Below are 23285 nucleotides of genomic sequence, written 5' to 3' on the forward strand. Positions count from 1 at the left end.
CATGGCGGATGCCGCTGCAAATGCTCCGCGACCGATCAACCGGCCCGCGGTTACGCTGTGCGTCATCCTCGCCGTGATCATGCAGGCGCTGGATACGACAATCGCCAATGTCGCGCTTCCCTATATGCAGGGCAGCGTGTCGGCGAGCGCGGATCAGATCAACTGGGTGCTGACCTCCTATATCGTGGCCGCGGCCATCATGACCCCGCCATCGGGGTTTCTTGCCAACAGGTTCGGCCGCAAGCGCGTCCTGATGACGGCCGTCGTCGGCTTCGTGCTGGCATCCGTGCTGTGCGGCATCGCGCAATCGCTGGTCCAGATCGTGGCGTTCCGGTTGCTGCAAGGGTTCTTCGGCGCGGCGCTGGTTCCGCTCGGCCAGTCCGTTCTGCTCGACATTTATACGGTTGAAGAACGCGGGTCTGCGATGGCTCTGTTCGGCGTATCGGTGATGGTGGGGCCGGTGCTGGGACCGGTGATCGGCGGCTGGCTGACCGACCACTACAGCTGGCGATGGGTATTCTATATCAACGTGCCCCTGGGAGTGCTCGCCTTCGCCGGCATATCGTTCTTTCTGAGAGAGACCAAGACCAGCGCGGCAGCGAAGCTCGACTGGCTCGGATTTGGCAGCTTGAGCCTCGCCATTGCCGCCATGCAGGTGTTTCTGGACCGGGGCGCGCAACTTGACTGGTTCTCCTCCTTCGAAATCCTGATCGAAGCGGTCGTCTGCGCATCGGCACTTTACATCTTCCTCGTCCACACCTTTACGGCGAAAAATTCCTTCGTAAATCCCAGACTGTTTCTCGATCGAAACTTCTCGGTCGGGGTGCTGTTCATCTTCATCGTCGGGATAACCTATCTGGCATCGCTGGCGCTGCTGACGCCCTATTTGCAGACCCTGATGGGCTACCCCGTGGTGACCGCCGGTATCGTCATGGGCCCGCGCGGCCTCGGCACCATGGCCTGCATGTTCCTGGTCGGGCGCCTCGTCGGACGGATCGATACCAGGCTACTGATCCTGATTGGCCTGCTGCTGACCGCCTGGGCGATGTACGACATGACCGGATGGAATCCGAACGTCTCGCAGTGGACGATCGCAGTGACCGGTTTCATCCAGGGAGCGGGACTTGGATTCCTGTTCGTTCCGCTCAACACCGTCACCTTCGCCACACTAGCGCCCGAGCAGCGGGCGGACGGCACCGGTCTGTTCAACCTGTCCCGTAACGTCGGATCCAGCGTCGGGATATCGGTCGTCTCCTATCTGCTGATCAGAAACAATCAGGTCAATCACGCGACCATCGCGAGCCATGTCACGGCATTCAATCACGCATTCGACAGCGGCATTGTGCGGCAGGCCATGAGTCCCTGGACCGCAAGCGGACGCGCGGCGCTCGATCAGGCCATCCAAACGCAGGCTTCCATCATCAGCTACATCGACGATTTCAAGTTGATGATGATCCTCGCGCTTGCCGCCATTCCCCTCGTCCTGCTGCTGCGGAGCGCGCCTGCGTCCGGCGAAAACGACCATTCGATGGTGATGGAATGAACGGCGTTCGGGAATTGTCCGAAGCATGAAGGAAACAACACAATGTACAAAGTTCTCTTGGCGCTCATCCTGCTGGCTGTCCCGGTTTCGACGGGCGCCCTGGCTCATAGCGGCTCGGAGCAGGAGCAACAGGCATGCACCCGCGACGTGCAGCGTTTCTGCCGCAAGCTGATGGATCAGGGCGACTTCACCATTCTGGCCTGCCTCAAGGAAAATCGTCCGAAGCTTTCTCCCGCGTGCCGCGACGTGCTGGTCAGCCACGGGCAATAGCCGACGACCGCGTCAGTGCGATGCACGCGGCGACGTGAGGCGCTGAGATGGAAAGCGTGCCCTGCTGCTCTCTCCCCTTGTGGGATGCGCTCGACCCGAAGTCCGATTTCGCTGAGCGGAGTTGCCGCGAGAAGAACGGACTCACCAGCTGGAAAAAGCACTCCCGAAGGGCGTGTGCCAAAAAGGCGCTCCGCGTGGGCGCGCGTAGCGGAAATCGCTCCTCGGACCGCGTCGCCGGCTGGTGATGCCTCCTTGCGGCTCGCCGCTCAACAGCACCACGAATTCCGTGCCCTTGCCGGTTTCCGGGCTCAACCGCTCGTCCGTTATGATCAGGGAAGATCGCGGCGCCACGCCGGCGATGCGATCCAATGCGTCCTGCGGGATGACGATGCGGTCGAGCGCGGCCTTCGCGTTGTCGGAGTCCGTCGGCACCGGCTCAACGTCGCGGCCACTACTCCCGCGCGCCCGGCCGTGTGGCTCAACCGTGCCGCCGGGCGGACGTTCGCCGCCCAATGAGACGACGCTCCATCGCAAGTGGGCATCGTCGCTCGAGTCCTCGCTGGCGGTGAAGACATGCGTACCGATTGGACGATCGGGATCTGCGATCGTGACCGGACTTTCAAAGATGGGTTCAAACGCTCGCCGGACATAAAGCCGCTGGGTCTTGCGGCTGATCAACACCGATACCGGCTCGCGTTCGCGCGCGACCTGGCGCGCCGCCTCGGCCGCCGCGGCCCGCGCAGTCTCCGCAGCGACGGCGGCTTCACGCGCAGAGGTGACGGCATCGAGCTTCGATTGCAAATCCGCCTTGGCGGCATCCCATTGCACTTGCAGCTCCGCGGCCCTGGCGACGGCCTGCGCCTTGGCGCCCTCGGCCTGCTCTTTTGCCTCCGGCGAGTTGGCAGAACCAAGTGCAGTCTCGGTGGCGGCCAATTTCGCCTCGGCCTTGAGCTTCAGATTTTCTGCCGCGCGCGCGGGCGCCGTGGCCCGCGCGGCCTCCCGGGCGGCCGTCCCCGCGGCGAGCCTCGCCTGGGCGGCTTTCTTCGCCGCCTCCTGGGCCTCTGCGGTACGGGCGGCGGCCAAAGCGGCGGCACCGGGCTTGGGTTGGAACAGAGCCGGATGGGTAAGCTCGACGGGCGCCACGTCGCCTGGCGCCACGATGACCCGCATGCCCACCGCAGTCGCGTCGAACAGGCGTGCGGCGAAGTCGTAGGGCATCCGGACACAGCCATGGGACGCCGGATGGCCGGGCAGGACACCGCCGTGGAGTGCGATGCCTGACCAGGTGATGCGTTGCATGTGCGGCATGTAGGCATCGTCATACAGGTTCGAGTAATGATCCTCCTCTTTCTCGATGACGCTGAAGATTCCGGCGGGCGTTTCGCGTCCCTTCTGGCCGCTCGAGACCGGCGCCCGCAGGATCCAGCCCTTGGCGTCGTAGACCGTGATCCGCTGGTCGCGCAGCGAAACGATCGCCATGATCGGATCGCCGGCGGTGCGCGACTCGATCGAATCGACCGAGCGTTCGCTCTGACCGCTTCTGGCGATGGCATGATCTCCGGCCGCGATAAGCACGACGAGAGCCACAATGGCAAGATGCCCGGGCCGCAGTCGCCTCTCGCCGTTCCACTTCACACAACTCGAGGTCATGCGCATCGCATCTGATCGGCTCTAGGCCAGGTTGTGATCAAGTAGATTCATAAATGTAACGCCATTCGGTCGGACTTAGCGTCGATCAAAGCCTCTTGCACCGCACAGCCGGTCCATACATCCGGGTCATTTCCGGACCTGAGCTGCAACGAGCAGGTCCGCTTTGCGAGGATGAGCCGACGTGGTCCGGATCACGCCGTGATGGTCCCGCACAGCCAGCCGGGTGCGCTTCTTGGCATTCGATTCCGCGTGTTGGGCTTTCGTCCCGCCGTGGTGAGCGGCATATTCCTTGCCGTCGATCGGTGCCAGATGCGGCGGATCTCGATCGAGATACGGGCGCCCGATTCCAAATTCGTTGCCGTGTGCATCGATCCATTTCCAGAAGCTTTCAGTGGAGGTCCATCGCTGCGCCCGCGTCGCGCCTTTGACGCTCACGACATCAGCCGCAAGCCCGTGACCATAGCCGCCACGAGAACTCCCGCCATGATATGACCTGTCATTCGCCGCCTTCAGGCCGCTTGCGATCGATTGACGGTAGTCATCGCGGAACGCGCTGGTGATGCCAGGCGACAGCCCGGCCTCTTCCGCCGCGCGAAGCGCATGATAGAGCTTCAGCTTGAAGCTCCGGTCCATGCCTCCGATCACGTAGTCCATCAGCGCCATGCCGGCTTTTTCCGCCGCCTTCGGATCCTTCCACGTGAAGTCCGCATCGACGAGCGTGGTAAAGCTCCTGGTGACGGTCACCGTCTTGCCCTTCCGCCTGACGGTCACTTTCCTCCGCTCCTCTACCTTGTTGGTGTCCTCCTTGGGCGTCCGCTGGTAGAGCGCCCACAAATACCGGTCGATGCAGATATCCGGCACCAGGCACTCGTCGACGATTTCGAGGGAGCTCCCGGCGTCCTTGACGTCGTTTGGCGCCGGATCGGACGTGCTCGCCATCGCGACCTGCACGGGCGGTGGTTCGTGCGGCGGGCTCTGTGAAGCATCAGGCAAGGCGGTATCGATGATCGATTTCGGCTCATCCGGAACCGCCCTGGTGTCGGCGGCCGCTTGCATCACCGGTTCGGCAACCGTCACCGCTTGCACGGGCGGCGTTTCGAGCGACTGCTTCTGCGACGAATCCGGCAACGCGGCCTCGACAGTCGGCTCAGGTTTGTCCGGGGCCGCCGTCTTGTCGGCGGCCGTCTGCATCACCGGTTCGGCGGCCGTCGCCGCCTCGGCGTTAGCGACAACGGCGTTGCTTGTTGCGGTCGCCTCGCGGGCGTCCGCTACTTCGGCGCCGGCCGTGAGAGTTGGAGCTCGGCGGTCCGCGGCGGGCACCGCACCGGCGTTCTCGAAGCTGGCGGAACCGAGGACAGCCAGCGAGCCGACGACCCAGCTGGCGAGAACCACCGTTCCGCACAACGCTACCCCCGCCGTCGGAAATCGCCGCGCGTTCGTCATCCGGTCGCCTCCAAAGGCTCCATTTGAGCCGTGTTGAACAGCCAATGCGACGGGGCTGATGTTTCGGATCAAATATGGGCACGTAATGACGCAAACCGCCGGTCATTTGCTTTTCCGGAAGGTGTTGCCCGAATGCAACGGGCGTTTTGGAAGCAATTGTTGTGCATTCTCCGATGCAAGCGGCGCGTTCTCCCCCTTGTGGGCGGATAGAGACCCCTCATCCGGCGCCATAGCCGATGCAAAGCATCGGCGTTCTAAGAGACGGCGGCCGGAAGGCCGCCTATGCCATCTTCTCCCACAAGGGGAGAAGGAAGGACGCGCGCCTCAACGACCTTCCATCGATGCTGTCATCCAACTTGTCATCTTACTTGAGCCAAGAAACTCCAGCGCCGCGCGGCGCACTTCCGCCGCTTCGCCGCGGCCCTGCGCGACCGCGACCAGCAGATCGCAGCGCCGCGACACGGCGATGCCGACCGCGGCTCGCTGCGATCCATCCGCCATGCGCAAATCATAGGTCCGGATGCGTCCGGGCATGTCGGCGACGCGGACCACCCTCCCCGCCTCGCGCGGCGCAAACCGCTCGCTCATCAGGTCGAGATCGGCGACGCGGTCGACCTCATCGTCATCGGCAACCCCGCTGTCGCAATTGCAGAAGCCGATTTTCGGCCGGACATAGACTTCGACCGCATCACCGCAGGCACCGCACCGGAAGGCGCGGCCCGCGGGCCAGCCGTCGCGCGGAAACGGCCAGGCGATCTCCAGCCAGCCGCCGGCGCGCGGGCTAGCATTCTCGTAGGCCGCGCCGCCGGACAAGGCGCCGAGCGCGAGAGCCACAACCGTGATTGCCGGCCAGACGCGCATCGTTCACTCCGTCATGGCAGGCCGGCGACGGTCCGCGCCGGACCGGTCAATTCCAGAACATGCAGGCCGGTATTGGCGCGGTCGACGATATAGACGTAACCGCGATCGTCGGTTTCGACATTGTTGGTCTGGATCGCGACCTTGCAGCGATCCTTGCCGTCGATGGTGACGCAGCGCTTGTCGGTCGCGGCCGTGATTGAGGGAATGAAATAGCCGACTTCCCTGGGGTGATAGGGATCGCGGATGTCGAGCGCGCGGACGCCGGCATTGAAGAAGGCGATGAACGCCATCTTCTTGTAATAGACCGGCGCCATGCTCTCGTTGGAGGAATGCGAGCCGAACCGCCCGCCCCGATCGCAGAAATTGCCGCTCGCCTCCGGCACGGTGTAGCTCGAGATCATCATCGGGCGGCTCTCCACCGTGACGTCGGCGAACCACACCATCTGCCGCGGCTCGTTGCATTCGTTCAGAATCGCCTCGTCGACGATCATCACGATGTCGCGGTTCTTGCCGTCCTTGTCCCTGGCGAACTCGGCGATCGGCATGCCCAGCATCGGGAACGTGGTGTGGGCGCCGTTCAGCGCCGACATCGGCATCCGCGCAATCTCGGGCAACCGGAGATTTTCGGGCGTCGGCTCCTTCGGCCCATTGATCAGCTTGTCGCGATCGACGATCTGCAGAAAGCCGCCCTTGTTGGTGCCGTAGCCGAAATAGACGCGGTTGCCCGATGGTCCCGTCGAGATCGGCCCGTGCACCTCGGTCGGCACCGCGCCGGTCGAGCCCGGCTCCTGGCCGGGCAGACCGAAGTCCCGGATTTTCACGGGGTGCGCGGGATCGGAGAGGTCATAGACCTGCGTCATGCGGCGGGTGCGCCAGTCCGGCGCGCCGGAAACCAGAAACGCGATCCCGGTGTCGCATTCCCACCAGTTCTTGTGGGTGTCCTTCAGTCCGGCGATCCTTGTGATCAGCACCGGATTGGCGGGATCGGCGACGTTCCAGATCTCATGGGCCTCGCCGCCAAAGGTGCGCAGCATATAGACCGCGTTGCGATCGCCCTTGGGCAGATCCTTGCCGTCGCAGACCCGCACCATCTGCGCGCCGCCGGATTCGTATTTGCCTTCCTGACCCGGAATGTGGCGGAGATATTTCGGTTGCGTGGGATCGGTGACGTCGACGATCGAGGTGCCGTTGGGCTCGGCCTTTCCGGTCTGCGGATTGACGGGCGCCGGAATATCGTCGGTGCCGCCGTGATGGCCGATATAGGCGATCCAGCGGTCGCCCTGATGATGGATGGTCGGCTGATAGGCGCTGCGCGCCTGCAAATCATTATAGCCGACCAGCTTCATATTCGAAGCTTCCGGCGGCGCGCCGACCACCTGGCTCTGCGCATGGGCGCCACCGGCGCATGCAAACAACGAAATCGAGACCCACACCGCAAGTTTGACGCGACCACCCATGCTTTTCCACCCCAAGTTCAACGCCAATCTCTGTTGGCTGACAACACGATAGCACGGCCCGACGCGCGGACCAAAAACACGCTCTTGACATGCAACCATTTGGTTGCCTATTATCGAACCCATGGATGAAGTCTTCAAAGCACTGGCGGATGCCTCACGGCGATCTCTGCTGGACAGGCTTCACGCCAAAAACGGACAGACGCTGAACGAATTGTGCGACGGCCTCGCCATGACGCGGCAGGCGGTCACAAAGCACCTTGGGATTCTCGAAGAGGCCAACCTCGTCACCACCTACAGGCATGGCCGCGAGAAGCTGCATTACCTCAACCCGGTGCCGATCCATCAGATCGGCGAGCGGTGGATCAAGAAATTCGAGCGCGGCAAGCTCGCCGCGCTCAGCGAATTGAAACGGCAGTTGGAGAAGCGCGATGAGTAAACCCGAATTCGTCTACACCACCTATATCGAGACCACGGCAGAAAAACTCTGGCATGCGTTGACTGACGGCGACTTCACCGAGCGCTACTGGTTCGGCCATCGCGTTACGTCCGACTGGAAGGTGGGCTCGCCCTACAAATTCGCCAGCCAGGGCAAGCCGAGCGTCGAGGGCAAGGTGCTGATCTCGGATCCGCCGAAGAAACTCGCCTACACTTGGGATCCGTGCTCGGCCGAAGCGAAGCGCGAACGCACCTCGCGCGTGACCTTCGACATCGAGCCGCGCGGCACCGTCGTCAAGCTGACAGTGACGCATGACAATCTCGACGAAGGCGGCAAGACCCTGCGCGACATTTCCGGCGGCTGGCCGATGGTGATCGCGAGCCTGAAGAGCGTGCTGGAAACCGGACGTCCATTGCCGGCCGATCTTGCGAGCGGCGCCAAGGAGGTGAGCTGTGCATAAGCCGGAATTCATCTACGTCACCTATATCGAGACCACGCCGGAGAAATTGTGGGACGCGCTGACGTCGAGCGAATTCTCAAAACGCTACTGGTTCGGCACCGAACTGCGATCCGACTGGAAGGTCGGTTCGCCCGTGGCACTGGTGATGGATGGAGCCGTCACCGACATGGGCGCGATTCTCGAGGCCGAGCGGCCACGACGTCTCTCCTACACCTTCAAGCATCAGCTCGACAAAGCCATGCGGAACGAACCGGCGAGCAAAGTCGTTTTCAACATCGAACCGCACGGCCAATTCGTAAAGCTGACGCTCACCCATGAAGGCTTTGTCGCGGGCAGCAGGATTCTGGATGGCATCTCCAGAGGATGGCCCGCGATCCTGTCGAGCCTCAAGAGCCTGCTGGAGACAGGCAAGGCGATCGCGATCCCGGTGTCCGCGCTCGGTATCAACGGGTCTGAGTAGGCGTGAAAATCTATCGGAGGATTCGAACGGATATGAACATCAGGGATTTCAAGCCCGCGATCGTCTACACGATCTACATCGCCTCAACGCCGGAAAAGGTGTGGGAGGCGCTGACGACCGCCGAGTTCAGCCAAAGATATTTTTTCGGCAATGCCGTCGAGGTCGATCTCAGGGTCGGCGGCGCGTACATCGTGCGCACGCCTGACGGAGCGCTGCACATCAGCGGCGAGGTGATCGAGTGCGATCCGCCGAAGAAGCTGACGATCACGTTCAACGTCAACTGGCCGGAGTTGATCGAAAAGCTCGGCCCGACGCTGGTGACCTACGAGATCGAGCAGGCCGGCGACGCGGTGAAGCTGACGATGCTGCAATCGCATGACCGTCCGCTCAGCGACGACATTTTGTCGGGCGGCCGCCAGGGCTGGCCCGCGATCCTCTCCAGCCTCAAGAGCGTGCTGGAGACCGGCACGCCGCTGGTGATCAAGATGGCGCCGCCGGAACGGATGCTGGCCGCGCTGAAGAAAATGGGGATCAAGACGCCGTAGGGTATAAGCTCGTCATTCCCTGGCGCGCGGCAGCGCGAACCCGGAATCTCTTTCCTACAATCTCGAGATTCCGGGTCTGCGGGCTTCGCCCGTATCCCGGAATGACGGTTAGGAAAAATGACGGTTAGGAAAGCGCCACCGGCGCGACGACGCGCCGATACAGGTGCCAGGTCGCGTGGCCGAGCACCGGCAGCGTCACCAGAAGTCCGAGAAAGTACGGCAGCGCCGAGACGATCAGCAAGACGACAATGACGGCGGCCCATCCGATCATCGGCACAGGACTCGTCACCACCGCACGCACACTGGTGACCATCGCGGTGACGAAATCGACGTCGCGGTCGAGCAGCAGCGGGAATGACACGACCGTTAGCGAAAACAGGATCAGCGACAGCGCCGCGCCGACGGCGTTGCCGATGGCGAGAAGCAGCAGGCCCTCGTTGGTCGTGAGCGCCATGGCAATAAATTCCCGTAGATTGGAAAATGAGGCGTTGAGCCCGATCAACAATGCTATCAGGAACCCCACCTGAGACATCCAGATCACGAAGAAAAACACAGTGACCAAGGCCATCCAGCCGATCTCGCCGCGTGACCTGACCGTGGACCAGATGTCGCGCATGGAGATTGACTGCGCGGCCTCGCGCCGGCGGCTCACTTCGTAAAGGCCGATCGCGACAAACGGACCGAGCAGCGCAAATCCGGCTGCGAGCGGATAGGCCAGATAGATCATGTCCAATGCGGTCAGGCTGAGCAGGATCACAATGCCGCCTCCGGCATAGAGCGCGCCGAAGGCCAGCCCATAAAGCGGCACGGCCTGAAAATCGCGCAAGCCCTGCCCCAGCGCCTCGGCGATGTCAGCGGATGTGATGCGGCGCACCACCGGATCGATCTTGCCGGACAAGGAAGTCATCGAAGTCATCGGCGCACCCTCCCGATCTGTTTTCTTGATGATGCAGGGCATCGATGACAGCGTATTGATCTGCGTCAATAATGTTTCGGTGTCTCCGCTCGCGCGACACGCGGGGTGCGCTCCCTCGCCCCGCTCTTGCGGGGGCGAGGGAGCGAAGCTCGCTCTTGGAGGGTTGGGGTGAGGGGGTCTTTCCGTCCGCAAATCTTGAAAGCGTGTTGAATGTGGTCCCCCCTCACCCGCCGCGCGAAGAGCGCCATAGCCGAAGCCTCGCTTCGGCGTTCTTGTTTAAGGACGGCCGCGGAACGCGGCCTATGCTCTCCCCGCAAGCGGGGCGAGGCAAGAAAGCGTCGCGTCAACAAACTCAATCGTCATACGCGGGCTTGACCCGCGTATCCATCAATCTTCAAAAAGAGTCTTCCGAAGTTAGATGGATTGCCGGGTCAAGCCTCGGCGCCAGGCGCCGTCACCCCAGCGCCCGCAATTCCCTTCGCAGCACCTTGCCCGTCGCGGTCATCGGCAGGCTTTCCACGAACTGCACGAAGCGCGGATATTCATGGGCGGCGAGTTGCACCTTGACGAATTCCTGGATCTCGCGCGCCAGCGTGTCGCTTGGCGCAAAGCCCGGGCGCAGCACGATCCAGGCCTTGATCGATTCGGTTCGAACGGGATCGGGAATGCCGACCACCGCCGACATCGCCACCGCGGGGTGCTTCATCAGCGTGTGCTCGATCTCCGAGGGACCTACGCGATAGCCGGCGGTGGTGATGACGTCGTCCTCGCGGCTGACATACCAGAAGTAACCGTCCGCATCCTGCACGCCGAGATCGCCGGTGAGCAGAAATTCGCCGGCGTATTTCTTGGCGGTGCCTTCCGGATTGCGCCAGTATTCGATCATGGTGCAGGGGCAAGGCTGGCGAACGCCGATGATGCCGCGGCTTCCGCGCGGCAACTCCTCGCCCTGGTCGTTGACGATGCGGACGTCGAAGCCCGGCGTCGCCCGGCCCATCGAGCCCGGCCGGATCGGAAACAGGTTCGAATTGCTGCCGATCACCAGATTGCACTCGGTCTGCCCGAACACCTCATGCGCGTCGATGCCGAAGGTTTCGCGCACCCAGCCGAGCAATTCGCCGCCGAGCGACTCGCCGCCGGTGAAAATGCTGCGCAGTTTTACGCCGGGATGTTTGACGTTCGCGATCCGCATCAGCTTCAACGCGGTCGGCGGCAGAAAGACGTTGCGGATGCCAAGGTCGGCCATCATCTCCATCGCCGCCTGCGGCTCGAATTTGCGCGCGCGATGGCCGACCAGCGGGATGCCGTGATACCAGAACGCAAACAGGGCGTTGATCAGGCCGCCGATCCAGGCCCAGTCGGCCGGCGTCCACATCAGGTCGCCCGGCCTGGGCAGGAAATTGTGGCACATCTCGACATTCGGCAGATGGCCGAGCACCACCCGATGCGCATGCAGCGCGCCCTTGGGATTGCCCGTGGTGCCCGAGGTGTAAATGATCAGGGCGGGATCGTCGGCTGAAGTCTCGACGGTCGGAAATTCCTCAGACGCGGTTTCGATCGATGTCCAGAACGGCTTGGCGCCGGCGTGAACGGCGCCGCTGGTGATGTAGATGTCTTGCAGGTAGGGCAGCCGATCGCGGATTTTGGTAAGCTTCTCCCAGCCGCTCTCGTCGGTGATGATCGCCCGGGCGCCGGAATTCGACAGCCGGAATTCCAGCGCATCCTCGCCGAACAAAGCGAACAGCGGGATCGAGATCATGCCGGAACGAAATGCGGCCAGATGCGCGATCGGTAATTCCAGCGACTGCGACAGGAATACCGCGACGCGGTCGCCGCGCACGAGGCCATCGGCCTTCAGCACATTGGCAAAACGGCGCGACATCTCGGCGACCTCGTCAAACGAGGTGCGGGTCGCCACGCCGTCGTCATCGACATAGATCAGTGCGAGGCGATTGGTGCCATCGGCATGGCGGTCGCAGCATGCGGTCGCCATGTTGAACCGCGCCGGAATGTCCCAGCGGAAGTTGCGGTAGAGTTCGTCGTAACTGGAGGCTTCGGTAAGCATGCGCCGGCTTTTTCCTGGACCTCCACCGAACAGCCGGAAGGGGTCGCAGGTTCGAGCCTAGCGACAAGTTTGGGCAAGTGACAAGGCTTCCGCTTGCCGGCCCGCGGCCCCGAAAGACAGGTTCGGTGGCCCACGGCCGGGCGCGGGACGATTTCCCAAGCCTACTGCGCCTTCAGATTGAAGAGACTGATGCCCCACATGAAATCGTTCGCGGTGAAATTCTTCTTGTTGGCGGGATCGATCATGTGCGACGGATCGATATTCCCGGTCGGGCTATTGGCGGCACATTGGCATTCAGCGGCTCGATGACGGAATTACCCAGCAGGGTCGGCTTGCCGTTTTCGTCCAGGAACGTCACCTGCGTCCCCTTCAGGCAGTAATTCTGCCAGACCGCATCGGTCCCGGCGCTCTCCAGCATCGACTTCAGCGCCGGGGTCTTGGGGCAATCCCCGTAGGGACGATTGGGATCCGGATTCGGCGTCACGCCGGCATTGGCCGCACCGAACGAATCGCGGCATCCGATGAAGTCGCAGCGCCCCGGATTCATCGCGCCTTCGAAATCCGACCAGACCCAATTCTTGACCTGCTTCGAACTGATGTGGAACGACAGCAGCGCAATCTCGGTCGCCACGCCAGCGATGGTCGTGGACGAGGTATAATAGTGTCCCCGGATCACGCCGGCATCCACACCGAGCCATTTGGAGACATCGGCAACACTGGCCCAATCGCCCTTGAACTCGATGGCGTCGGCCGGCAAATCGACCTTGAGCCCGCTGGCGAACGCCTTGCCAAGTCCGGCGCGCGAATCCAGTCCGTTGGACACGATGTACTGAAATGACGCCCAATTTCGCCGAACCTCTTCGCCGATGCAGCCACCCGGCGGAAATGTCGAACCGGCGGCGGCGGTGCCCGGCGGCAATCCCTGCGGCTTGGTACAGTCGGTAGTAAAGGCGAACGGTCGAACCACGGCATCGCTTCTCATGCTGGCGCGCGCCAGGGCGCTGGGCTGCAGCACCTTGGGGGCATCGACCGACGGCCACTGCGCCGGAGACTTGACATAGATATCCTCGTCCGACGCCCAGGTTTCGAATTCGACTTTCCTGGCTTTCGGATTGCCCGCCGGCGCCGTTATCTGGGTGAACCCTTCCCAGGCCACCATGTCGGAATGCTGTCCCCACGGCAGGAATGCGCCCTGGGCGTAACCCGGCTGAACCAATCCCGACATCGACAACAGCAGACCAATTGAAAAGGCGCCGCGCATGTGACTGCCTCCGCCTCAATCGTTGAGGTCAATGAAAACCGCCGTCCATCCAGCTCTTGAAGAGCGCAACCTTCTCCGGCGGCCACCGTCCATCCGGCGGCATGAAGCCGCTTGAAAGGGCCGTGAAGACCCGCTGGGCGTTGGCCGGCGTGCTCAACCAGGCCTGGTCCTCCAGCTTCACCCCTTTCAAATCCATGCAGGTGATATCCATGCTGCGGAACAGCGGCCTGATGTCGTCGACATAGGTCGGCGGCCCCTCGCCGTCCGTCGGCAACTGCACGAAGGTGCCGTGATGCTGCTCGAAGCGGTTACCCGGATTGGTGATGTTGGTGATCATTTTCTTGTTTCCGTAATCCTCGACATGCACGACCGTGGTCGTGTCGCCCTCCTGCCACGTGACGAGAAACAAATCGGGCCCGATATTTTCGGTCTTGATGACGACGTTTTCAGTTTGCCCGGGCGATCCGTCGGGATTTTGAACGACGTAGGTCAGCGACGTCGCCGACGTGAAGGAGAGAACCACTTTGAATTCGACAAAATCGACCAGGTATTTGTTTCCCGTTCCGGGAAAGGAATCATTTGGCATGGAGCGCACCCTCCGCCACATCGCTGGGATGCGCCGATCGTATTACTTTCCCCAGGGTTGTTCCAGTCAAATTTTGAAACTTAATGTCGCACCAGCAAATATACATCCTGTGGTTGAATAACAATCCTGCCCGCGCCTGCTCGCGGCTGGAATTCAGCGCGTTGCCTTCTCCATCGCCAGTTCCGCCTCGAGGCTGGCGGCGTCGCGATAGATCGACGCAACGGCGAGCACGCGGGCCCCGCTGCTGTAGCGCAGCAGACAATCTTTGCCGGCGATATCGCCGTCGACGGCGATCTCGTCCCACTTCTCGGCGTGACCGACATAATTGATCGGCACGTCGTAATGCTGGCTCCAGAAGAACGGAACGGCGTCGAAGGCTTCGCGCGCGCCCAGCATGTTGCGCGCGGCGGTCTGGCCCTGGCGTTCGGCCACCACCCAATGTTCGACGCGGATGTTCTCGCCGGAATGCGGATCGGGCCAGCGCGCGATGTCGCCGGCCGCATAGATGCCGGGGACGCTGGTTTCGAGATAGGCATTCACGGTGACGCCGCGATCGATCGCAAGCCCGGCCTTTTCCGCCAGCGCGAGCCGCGGCCGCACGCCGACGCCGACCACCACGACATCGGCCTCGATCACGCCGCCGCTCTTCAAGCTCGCGCGCTTGCCGTCGATCGCGGTGACGGTATCGCCGAGGTGGAAGATGACGCCGTGCTCTTCATGCAGGGCGCGGACGAAATCACCCATCGCGGGCCCGAGCACACGCTCCATCGGCCGCGCCTCCAGCCCGACGACGTGGACCTCGATATCCCGCGCGCGCAACGACGCGGCGGCCTCGAGCCCGATGAAACTCGCACCGATCACGATGGCGCGGCGCGCGCCATCGGATGAGGCGATGATCGCCCGGCTATCGGCCAGCGAGCGCAACACATGGACATGGGGCAGGTCGGCGCCTGGGATCGGCAGGCGCACCGGCTCGGCGCCGGTCGCCAGCAGCAAGCGGTCGTAGGCGATGGTTTCGCCGCCGGCGAGGACCACGGCTTTCGCCCTCGTGTCGATCGATGCGACCTCGGTATTGAGTCGCAGGTCGATGGCGGCCCCTCTATAAAAATCGTCCGGCCGCAGCGGCAGCCAGTCCTCCGGCGCGCTGCCGGCGAGATAATCCTTTGACAGGTTCGGCCGGTCCACCGGTGCTGCGGCTTCGCTGCTCAGCATCACGATGCCGCCGGAAAAGTCCTGGCGCAGCAGCATCTCGGCGGCGGCAAAGCCGGCGGCACCGCCGCCGACAATCACGATTTTGCCGGGCGCCTCGGCCGCAGCGTTCACGCGCGGCTTCGGTTGCGCGCGCTTTTGCCGGACGAAGATGCGGCCGCCTTCGCGCTCGACGTTCCAGACCGCCAGCGCATTCAACGCCGGCGCGCGGGTGGCTTCGCCGGTGCGCAAATCGAAACAGGCGTGATGCCAGGGACAGCGAATGCTCTCGCCATCCACGCGGCCCTCGGCGAGCGGACCGTAATAATGGCTGCAATGGGCGTCGATGGCAAAAATCTCCGCCCCCGAACGCACCAGCAGCAATTCTTCATCGCCGACATGGCCGAGCAGCGTCGCGCCGGAGAACTCGGACAGCGTTATCCCCTGCGACAGGTCGGGACCGGCGGGTGCGGCTTGCTGATCGGCCATCGCGTTCCTCCGTTGTCTGATGTCAGATGAAACCGCCGTTCACCGCATCGGTTCCGAAAGCAGGCGGGAGTCACTTCCCGGAATTGGCATCCCGCGGCGCTCGCTTGACCACCCCGACCGGGGTGGCGAACCCTTCCATGGTTCGGATGCGCTTCTCGAGCCACCAGCCATATTCGGGGGCCCAATCCTCGAACTTCCGGTTGATGCCGAGATCATGGGCCCAGTGATGGGCGATGTTGGGATTGAACTGGGATTGCCGGCCAACCGCGATCAGGTCGGCCTGCCCGTTCTCGAGGATCGCTTCCGCCTGCTGCGCTTCGAGAATGATGCCGACCGCCATCGACGCAATCCCCACTTCGTTGCGCACGCGTTCGGCGTAGGGGACCTGGAAACCGAGCCCGCGCGGGACTTGTGCTGCGGTCGCCGAGCCTGAAATGCCGCCGGAGGAGCAGTCGATCACGTCGACGCCCCTGGACTTCAATTCCCGGGCAAAGGCCACCGTGTCATCCAGGTTCCAGCCGTTCGGCGCGCCATCGACCGCGGAGACGCGAACGAATAGCGGCATGGTGTCCGGCATTTCGCGGCGCACCGCCTCGACGATCTCGAGCGGCAGGCGCATGCGCCCGGCGCGATCGCCGCCATATTCATCGTTGCGCGTATTGGAAACCGGCGAGAGAAACGAGGCCAGCAGATAGCCATGGGCGGTGTGTATCTCGATCGTATCGAAGCCCGCGGCGACCGCGTTGCGGGCGGCGTTCGCCCAGGTACCGACCATCGCCCTGCACTCTTCGGTGGAGAGCTGGTGCGGGGTCAGCCATCCCGGCGCGACCGGCTCGCTCGTCGGGCCGACCGGTTGCCACAGCCTGGCGCCTGCCTTGATCTGTTCCGGCGTGAGCGGGCCCATGCCGTCCATCGCGCGCTGCGAGGACGATTTGCGTCCGCCATGCGCGAGCTGAATGCCGATCGCGGTATTCTCACCCTTCATGAAGGCGATCAGCGGCTTGAAGCTTTGCACCTGCGCATCGTTCCAGATGCCGAGGTCATGCTCGTTGATCAGGCCGACCTCTTCGACGGCCGTGGCCTCGACAAAGACCAGCCCGAAGCCGCCGAGCGCAAAGCGGCCGAGATGCACATTGTGAAAGGTGCCGCAGGTGCCGCCGGGCCCGGCGCGATAATGCACCATCGGCGGCACCACCAGACGGTTCTTCAGCGTCAGGCCACGGACCGTGAACGGCTGAAACAACATCGGCCGTGCAGCGTCAACGCTGGCGGTCACGGAAGCTGACATGGAATTGCCTGTCGAATGGGTACAAAACCTACGCGAAGAATTCCCTATTTTGGGCAACAGGTCCAGCACGCCTCGCCACGGGCAACGGGCTGCGAACGCATGCCTGAAATGTTGGCTTGCGGTCTGTCCGGCCTGCGGAAACGTCAGCCCGCCAATGCCGCTTTCACCATGCCGCTGGCTTTGCCGAAATCCATTTGCCCGGCGTACTTCGCCTTCAGCACCGCGATCACCTTGCCCATGTCCTTCATGCCGGCGGCGCCGGTTTCCACGACCGCGGCTGATATCGCCGCCTTCACGTCGTCGTCCGACATCTGCTTTGGCAGATACGCCGAGATGATCGCGATCTCCTCGCGCTCCTGCGTCGCAAGTTCGGCGCGGCCGCCCTTGTCGTAGAGCTCGACCGATTCCTGGCGCTGTTTTATCATTTTCTGGAACACGCCCAGGAGATCAGCATCGCTGAGCGGCGGCTTGCCCTCCCCGCGCGCGGCGATATCGGCGTTCTTGATGGTCGAATTGACCATGCGCAGCGTGGACAGCTTGCGCTCATCCTTGGCCCGCATCGCGTCCTTGACCGCGTTATTGATGTCGTCGCGCAGCATCGTTCTTACCTCTCGAAATCTCAGCGCATTGATCTAGGCTGTTCGTGCCGCCAGAACAACTAGCTCCGCAGCCATTCGACCAGCGCATCCGCGGTCGCCTGCGGCTGTTCCACCTGCGGCAGGTGCCCGCAATTCGGCAGGATCTTCAGTTTCGCGTCGGGGATGCCGTTGGCCATCTCCATCGAGAGCGAGTTCGGGATGGTGTTGTCCTGGTCGCCGCTCAAGACCAGCGTCGGACATTTGATCCACGCCAGCGACGGCCGCGAGTCCGGCCGGCCGATGACCGCGATCTGCTGGCGGATGAACGCCTCCGGCCCGACATCGTCGCCCATGTCGTAGACGAGCTGGCGCAATGCGGCATCCTGCAGCCGCAAGGGATGCACGAAGCCCGGGAAAAGCTCGTCGAGCACGGCACGGTATTCGCCGCTCCTGGCGCGGGAGATCATGCCGTGGCGGCGGGTCGTCGCTTCCGACGTGTCCGGCCGGGCCTGGGTGTTGATCAGCGCCAGTTTGGCGACCCGCTCCGGCGCCTGGCGCAGGATCTCGAAGGCGATGTAGCCGCCCATCGAATGCCCGGCCAGCGCAAAGCGCGGTGGCGCCTCGGCCAGGATCCGGCGGGCGATCGCCCCCATATTGTCGTCGCGGATGTGGTTGGCGATGGTGACCGGGCCGAACCGCCACAATGCCGGGACCACGGGTGAGAAAATCCGCGGCGATGACACCAGGCCCGGAACGAGCAGGATCGGCATCGTATTGTCCATGCGCGGCTCCGGATTGGCGGGTTTTGGGCCGAAATCGGCCCCTCAAAATGGAACCCCAGATTAAGATCCCGGCACCACCTGTCAAATCTGCCGGAAAACGCGTGTGAATCCGCGACGTTTTGGGCTTCACGCGGCAGGATGTGGCGACTATGTAATGCGCTCATGACAATCCCTGAAAACCCCTTGGCCTGGCCGGACCACAAACCGACCGCGCTGCTCGTGCTTGCCGATGGCACCGTGCTGGAAGGCTTCGGCCTCGGCGCGGAAGGCCAGGCCGTCGGCGAGGTCTGCTTCAACACCGCGATGACCGGATATGAGGAGATTCTCACCGATCCCTCCTATGCCGGGCAGCTGATCACCTTCACCTTCCCGCATATCGGCAACGTCGGCACCAACGACGAAGACATCGAGACGGTGAACATGGCGGCGACGCCGGGCGCGCGCGGCGTGATCCTGCGCTCGGCGATATCAGATCCCTCCAACTACCGCGCCACCAAGCATCTCGATGCATGGCTGAAGGCGCGCGGCATCATCGGGCTTTCCGGCATCGACACCCGCGCGCTGACGGCGCTGATCCGCTCAAAGGGCATGCCGAACGGCGTGATCGCCCATGCCAGGGACGGCCAGTTCGACCTGCATGGCCTGAAGGAAGAAGCGCGCGAATGGCCGGGCCTCGAGGGCATGGACCTGGTGCCGATGGTGACGTCCGCCCAGCGCTTCACCTGGGATGAGACCCCCTGGGGCTGGGAAAAGGGTTTTGGCCGCCAGACCGCCCCCGAGTTCAACGTGGTTGCGATCGACTACGGCATCAAGCGCAACATCCTGCGGCTGCTCGCAGGCGAAGGCTGCAAGATCACCGTGGTGCCGGCGACGACTTCGGCCGAAGACATTCTGGCGATGAAGCCGGACGGCGTGTTCCTCTCCAACGGCCCCGGCGATCCCGCTGAGACCGGCAAATATGCGGTGCCTGTGATCCAGAAGGTGATCGAGTCGGGCACGCCGACCTTTGGCATTTGCTTAGGGCATCAGATGCTCGGCCTCGCCGTCGGCGCCAAGACCAAGAAGATGCATCAGGGCCACCACGGCGCCAATCACCCGGTCAAGGACGAGACCACCGGCAAGGTCGAGATCACCTCGATGAACCACGGTTTTGCGGTGGATCAGGCGACGCTGCCGAAAGGCGCGACGCAGACCCACATCTCGCTGTTCGACGGCTCCAATTGCGGCATCCAGCTCGACGGCAAGCCGGTGTTCTCGGTGCAGTATCACCCCGAGGCCTCGCCGGGCCCGCGCGACTCGCATTACCTGTTCAAGCGGTTCGCCGATCTGATGCGCGCGAACAAGCGGGCGTAAAACGCACGCCACCGTCTTTGCGAGGAGCGAAGCGACGAAGCAATCCATTCTTACTTTGCGGCCCCATGGATTGCTTCGCTTCGCTCGCAATGACAATTAAAGCGTTATTGCCGGGCATAGCCGTCCAAAGGACGGCGTCGCTTCCGCTCGCCTATGCCCGGCAATCCATCCTCTTTGAAGAATGATGGATGCCCGGATCAAGTCCGGGCATGACAGTCTGTTGCTGGTTCGCCAATCAACCCTATCGTATGATGACTATCATCGTAAACCAGAACCGCCACCATGACCGACAGCCACGCCCCCGGCCTGACGCCGACAAAAGTCATGGCGGCGATGGCCGGTATCGATTTCGTCCGCGCGATCTTCGATGGGAAATTGCCGGCGCCGCCGATCATGCAGACCATTGAACCCTTCGATTCCACGGCCGAGCCCGGCGTGGTGGTGATGCACAGCATCCCTGGTTTCCGGCATTACAACCCGATCGGCTCGGTGCATGGCGGCTACGCCGCGACGCTTTTGGATTCGGCGATGGGCCTTGCGGTGCATTCCGCGCTGCCGCCGGGCACCGGCTACACCACGCTGGAATTCAAGGTCTCCTTCATCAAGGGCATGACTGAGGATACCGGGCCCGTGCGCGCCGAAGGCCGTACGCTTAATGTCGGCCGCCGCGCCGCCACCGCGGAAGCGCGCATCACCGACGCCAACGGGCGCCTGCTGGCGCACGCCACCACGACCTGCCTGGTTTTCGAGATTCCGAAAGGCCAATAAGACAATCCGGGCGAACCGCATTGGTGGCATGACGGACGGCGCTGGATTAGCACCGGCCATCTGTGGTTGACTTTCCCAGCCCGAGATCAGGCGAACATGATCCTGGCCAGGATAAGGGAAACGCCCGATGACTTCCGCCAACCCCGATATGACGATTCGCGACGTGCGCGTGACGATGTTGCGCCTGCCCTGGGCCGACGACCCCTGGCTCAAGGGCCATGCGCTGGGCGCGACGCGCGACATTCTCATTTGCGAGGTCGAGACATCAGGTGGCATCACCGGCATGGGTTATCTGTTCGTGTTCCGCCCCGGCATGAAGTCGATCGCGGCCTGTCTCGACGAGTGCATCATCCCGCGCGTGAAGGGCAAGGACGCCACCGCGATCGAGGCGATCTGGCGCGATCTGTGGACGGGGACGACGACCTATGGCCGCGGCGGCATCGCCGCGATGGCGATGTCGGCGATCGACATCGCGCTGTGGGATGCAGTTGGAAAACGCGCCGGGCTGCCGCTGCACCGGCTGTGGGGGCATTATCGCTCGCAAATCCCGATCTATGGCTCCGGCTGCTTCCGCGGCGCCGGCGGCGACGGGATGATCGATAAGGCGCTGCATTTCGTGAAGCAGGGCTACAAGGCGATCAAGATGCAGGTCGCGCATGTCCATACGCCCGCGCAGGACCTCGACAATGTGCGCCGCATGCGCGAGGCGCTCGGGCCGGACATCGACATCATGATCGACGTCAATATGGGCTGGAGCGCCGACGTCGCGATCGAGATGGGACGCAAGTTCGAACAGTACAACATCTACTGGCTGGAGGAGCCGGTGCCGGCCGATGATTTCGCCGGCTACCAGCGCATCGCCGCGGCGCTCGATTTGCGCGTCGTCGGCGGCGAGACCCATTTCACGCGCTACGACCTGCGGCCGTTCTTCATCAATCCCTGCCTGCCGATCCTGCAGCCCGACCCGATGCGCGGCGGCATGACGGATCTGCGCAAGATCGCAGCACTTGCAGATACCTGGGGCATCACCATCGCGCCGCATCTGTTTCCCGAACTCAACGTGCACCTGCTGGCCTCGATCCCGAACGGCATCTGGTGCGAGAACATGGGGCTGATCGACGACCTCTGGGTCGACCCGCCCGAGATTGCCAATGGTATGATCACCGCGCCGGAGCGGCCCGGACACGGGCTGAAGTTCAAGGACGAAGTGCTCAAGTTCAAAATCCAGTAGGAACGGCTCTCGGACAAACGGCTTGGTTTGTCCGGAGATCACGCTCCCTCAGAACGCCGGAGAAAACCGGAGAAAACTTATGTCCGTCGTCAGCGCCGATATCGAACCGCTCAGCTTCGTCTTCGCCGACGACGGCCTCGTTCCCAACAATCCGATGCCGTTCCTGGTCTACAAGGGCGCGGTCGACGTCGCCAACGATCATCCCGAAAAAACCATCGAGGGATTGTTCGGCGCCAATGGCTGGGGCGCGATGTGGCGCAACGGCGTCTACGACTATCCGCACTATCATGCGACCGTGCATGAAGCGCTCGGTGTAGCGCGCGGCCGTGCGCGCGTGCGCTTCGGCGGCGACCGCGGCAAAGAATTGGAAATATCAGCCGGCGACGTCGCCATCCTGCCCGCGGGCACCGGGCATCAATGCATCTCCGCAAGCCCTGATTTTTGCGTGGTCGGCGCCTACCCGCCCGGACCCGCCATGCAGATCACGCGGCCGACGCCGGAAAATCACGCCAAGGCGTTGAAGACGATTCCGCAGGTGAAATTGCCGAAGACCGATCCGGTACGAGGAGAAGACGGACCGCTGGTGAAACGATGGAAGCCCGGGTAGACCTTCGTCGCGGCACCACTGGAGTGAGACATGACAACAACCTTCACACCGATCGCTTCCCTTGCCGGCGGCGCCCTGATCGGGCTCGCCGCCGTGATGCTGATGGCCTTCAGCGGGCGGATTGCCGGCGTCAGCGGCATTGCCGCGCGCCTGCTGCCGCCGTTCGTCGACCGGGAACTGACTGGAAGGCTGGCGTTCCTGGCCGGGTTGGTTGCCGTGCCGTCCATCTTCCTGCTCGCAACCGGACAATTTCCGGCGCAATCGATTGAGACCGGCGGTGTTCTACTGGCCTTCGCGGGTCTCTTGGTTGGCTTCGGCTCGGTGTGGGGCAATGGCTGCACCTCCGGGCATGGCGTCTGCGGAATTTCCCGCCTGTCGGTCCGTTCTCTCGTCGCCACAGCTGTCTTCATGGCCACGGGATTTGCGACCACCTTCATCATCAGGCATTTGCTGTGAGGTCCGCCATGTCTGTCGTCATCCAGTTTGCGATCGGCCTGATCTTCGGCCTCGGGCTCGTGATTTCAGGCATGTCCAATCCTGCAAAAGTGCTGAACTTTCTCGACCTCGCGGCCATTCGCAACGGCGCGTGGGATCCGAGCCTGGCGTTCGTGATGATGGGTGCGGTGGCCACCGCGTTCATCGGCTTCCGGCTGGTGCTGAAGCGGCAGCGGCCGGTCTTTGCCGAAGCGTTCCATCTGCCGGCCCGCAGCGACATCGATTCCCGCGTCGTCTCGGGACCTGCGATTTTCGGAATCGGTTGGGGCCTGGCGGGTCTCTGTCCCGGCCCGGCTTTTGTCGCGCTTGGCTACGGCACGTCCGCATCGATCCTGTTCGTGATCGCGATGTTCGCCGGCATGGCGATCGCGCGCGCGTTCGCGAACCGGCAGCCGGCGCTGGCAGTGCAATCACAGAAGTAGAGGAGCATCCATGTCGCGCGCGATCGAACGCTGGACATGCCCAGTGACGCGCACTGAACGCGTCGCGATGGCGCGAGACAATTAAAAGGCGCCGGAAATGTCGTGAGAATAAACTCGCCGGCAGGCACACG

Annotated in this window: 24 protein-coding genes; 12 read left to right on the forward strand and 12 right to left on the reverse strand. The window is 63.1% G+C overall.

Going from position 1 to position 23285, the window contains the following annotated elements:
- Window position 1 precedes the first annotated feature (1 nt).
- Together V1289_RS14305 and V1289_RS14310 are read left to right on the forward strand one after the other, a co-directional pair.
- Complete coding sequence (locus V1289_RS14305) at window positions 2-1543, forward strand: DHA2 family efflux MFS transporter permease subunit (RefSeq protein ID WP_334397539.1); 1542 nt, start codon at window positions 2-4, stop codon at window positions 1541-1543.
- Window positions 1544-1585: 42 nt separating this feature from the next.
- Entirely contained in the window at window positions 1586-1813 is a 228-nt protein-coding gene (locus V1289_RS14310; RefSeq protein WP_334397540.1) for a hypothetical protein, read from the forward strand.
- A 141-nt stretch (window positions 1814-1954) separates the two neighbouring features.
- Here V1289_RS14310 and V1289_RS14315 read toward each other — a convergent pair whose 3' ends face one another.
- The 4 genes from V1289_RS14315 to V1289_RS14330 all read right to left on the reverse strand — a co-directional run bounded on the left by V1289_RS14315 (window position 1955) and on the right by V1289_RS14330 (window position 7224).
- Window positions 1955-3463, reverse strand: coding sequence for a L,D-transpeptidase family protein (locus tag V1289_RS14315; RefSeq protein ID WP_334397541.1), 1509 nt, complete (start codon window positions 3461-3463; stop codon window positions 1955-1957).
- Between the two features lie 126 nt (window positions 3464-3589).
- A complete protein-coding gene (locus V1289_RS14320; protein ID WP_334397542.1) occupies window positions 3590-4906 on the reverse strand; it encodes a peptidase M15 in 1317 nt (438 codons plus the stop codon).
- Window positions 4907-5230: 324 nt separating this feature from the next.
- The gene (locus tag V1289_RS14325) at window positions 5231-5767 is read right to left on the reverse strand and encodes a hypothetical protein (protein WP_334397543.1); all 537 of its coding nucleotides are present in this window, start codon (window positions 5765-5767) and stop codon (window positions 5231-5233) included.
- Between the two features lie 11 nt (window positions 5768-5778).
- A complete protein-coding gene (locus V1289_RS14330; protein WP_334397544.1) occupies window positions 5779-7224 on the reverse strand; it encodes an LVIVD repeat-containing protein in 1446 nt (481 codons plus the stop codon).
- A gap of 121 nt (window positions 7225-7345) precedes the next feature.
- On the opposite strand from V1289_RS14330, the gene V1289_RS14335 reads away from it, so the two are divergent.
- The 4 genes from V1289_RS14335 to V1289_RS14350 are packed head-to-tail and all read left to right on the forward strand — an operon-like array spanning window position 7346 to window position 9125.
- The gene (locus V1289_RS14335) at window positions 7346-7660 is read left to right on the forward strand and encodes an ArsR/SmtB family transcription factor (protein ID WP_334397545.1); all 315 of its coding nucleotides are present in this window, start codon (window positions 7346-7348) and stop codon (window positions 7658-7660) included.
- Entirely contained in the window at window positions 7653-8120 is a 468-nt protein-coding gene (locus tag V1289_RS14340) for an SRPBCC family protein (protein WP_334397546.1), read from the forward strand. The genes V1289_RS14335 and V1289_RS14340 overlap by 8 nt, the downstream gene beginning before the upstream one ends.
- Entirely contained in the window at window positions 8113-8580 is a 468-nt protein-coding gene (locus V1289_RS14345; RefSeq protein ID WP_334397547.1) for an SRPBCC family protein, read from the forward strand. Before V1289_RS14340 ends, V1289_RS14345 begins: the two co-directional genes overlap by 8 nt.
- 32 nt (window positions 8581-8612) lie before the next feature.
- Entirely contained in the window at window positions 8613-9125 is a 513-nt protein-coding gene (locus V1289_RS14350; protein ID WP_334397548.1) for an SRPBCC family protein, read from the forward strand.
- A gap of 124 nt (window positions 9126-9249) precedes the next feature.
- On the opposite strand, the gene V1289_RS14355 is transcribed toward V1289_RS14350, so the two are convergent.
- The 8 genes from V1289_RS14355 to V1289_RS14390 form a co-directional block, all read right to left on the reverse strand.
- Window positions 9250-10041 carry a DUF2189 domain-containing protein gene (locus V1289_RS14355; RefSeq protein WP_442896001.1) on the reverse strand — a complete coding sequence of 264 codons (792 nt, stop codon included), beginning with the start codon at window positions 10039-10041 and terminating at the stop codon, window positions 9250-9252.
- 454 nt (window positions 10042-10495) lie between these two features.
- Complete coding sequence (locus tag V1289_RS14360; protein ID WP_334397549.1) at window positions 10496-12106, reverse strand: acyl-CoA synthetase; 1611 nt, start codon at window positions 12104-12106, stop codon at window positions 10496-10498.
- Between the two features lie 241 nt (window positions 12107-12347).
- On the reverse strand, window positions 12348-13367 hold the full coding sequence (locus V1289_RS14365; RefSeq protein WP_334397550.1) for a hypothetical protein: 1020 nt from the start codon (window positions 13365-13367) through the stop codon (window positions 12348-12350).
- Window positions 13368-13395: 28 nt separating this feature from the next.
- Complete coding sequence (locus V1289_RS14370) at window positions 13396-13953, reverse strand: MoaF-related domain-containing protein (RefSeq protein ID WP_334397551.1); 558 nt, start codon at window positions 13951-13953, stop codon at window positions 13396-13398.
- A gap of 153 nt (window positions 13954-14106) precedes the next feature.
- Entirely contained in the window at window positions 14107-15630 is a 1524-nt protein-coding gene (locus tag V1289_RS14375) for an FAD-dependent oxidoreductase (RefSeq protein ID WP_334397552.1), read from the reverse strand.
- Window positions 15631-15700: 70 nt separating this feature from the next.
- Window positions 15701-16918 carry an NADH:flavin oxidoreductase/NADH oxidase gene (locus tag V1289_RS14380; protein ID WP_334397553.1) on the reverse strand — a complete coding sequence of 406 codons (1218 nt, stop codon included), beginning with the start codon at window positions 16916-16918 and terminating at the stop codon, window positions 15701-15703.
- A 143-nt stretch (window positions 16919-17061) separates the two neighbouring features.
- A complete protein-coding gene (locus V1289_RS14385) occupies window positions 17062-17517 on the reverse strand; it encodes a GatB/YqeY domain-containing protein (RefSeq protein WP_334397554.1) in 456 nt (151 codons plus the stop codon).
- A gap of 59 nt (window positions 17518-17576) precedes the next feature.
- Window positions 17577-18278: an alpha/beta fold hydrolase gene (locus V1289_RS14390; protein WP_334397555.1), complete on the reverse strand. Its 702-nt coding sequence runs from the start codon at window positions 18276-18278 to the stop codon at window positions 17577-17579.
- A 162-nt stretch (window positions 18279-18440) separates the two neighbouring features.
- On the opposite strand from V1289_RS14390, the gene carA reads away from it, so the two are divergent.
- From carA to V1289_RS14420, 6 genes are all read left to right on the forward strand, one after another.
- On the forward strand, window positions 18441-19631 hold the full coding sequence (gene carA / locus V1289_RS14395; protein ID WP_334397556.1) for a glutamine-hydrolyzing carbamoyl-phosphate synthase small subunit: 1191 nt from the start codon (window positions 18441-18443) through the stop codon (window positions 19629-19631).
- 282 nt (window positions 19632-19913) lie between these two features.
- Window positions 19914-20399: a PaaI family thioesterase gene (locus tag V1289_RS14400; RefSeq protein ID WP_334397557.1), complete on the forward strand. Its 486-nt coding sequence runs from the start codon at window positions 19914-19916 to the stop codon at window positions 20397-20399.
- Between the two features lie 127 nt (window positions 20400-20526).
- Window positions 20527-21630 carry a mandelate racemase/muconate lactonizing enzyme family protein gene (locus V1289_RS14405; protein ID WP_334397558.1) on the forward strand — a complete coding sequence of 368 codons (1104 nt, stop codon included), beginning with the start codon at window positions 20527-20529 and terminating at the stop codon, window positions 21628-21630.
- A gap of 79 nt (window positions 21631-21709) precedes the next feature.
- Complete coding sequence (locus tag V1289_RS14410) at window positions 21710-22237, forward strand: cupin domain-containing protein (protein WP_334397559.1); 528 nt, start codon at window positions 21710-21712, stop codon at window positions 22235-22237.
- Between the two features lie 30 nt (window positions 22238-22267).
- Window positions 22268-22693: a YeeE/YedE family protein gene (locus tag V1289_RS14415; RefSeq protein WP_334397560.1), complete on the forward strand. Its 426-nt coding sequence runs from the start codon at window positions 22268-22270 to the stop codon at window positions 22691-22693.
- Window positions 22694-22701: 8 nt separating this feature from the next.
- A complete protein-coding gene (locus tag V1289_RS14420) occupies window positions 22702-23154 on the forward strand; it encodes a DUF6691 family protein (RefSeq protein ID WP_334397561.1) in 453 nt (150 codons plus the stop codon).
- The last annotated feature ends 131 nt before the right edge of the window (window positions 23155-23285 follow it).

The sequence above is a fragment of the Bradyrhizobium sp. AZCC 2289 genome (assembly GCF_036924615.1).
Classification (GTDB): Bacteria; Pseudomonadota; Alphaproteobacteria; order Rhizobiales; family Xanthobacteraceae; genus Bradyrhizobium.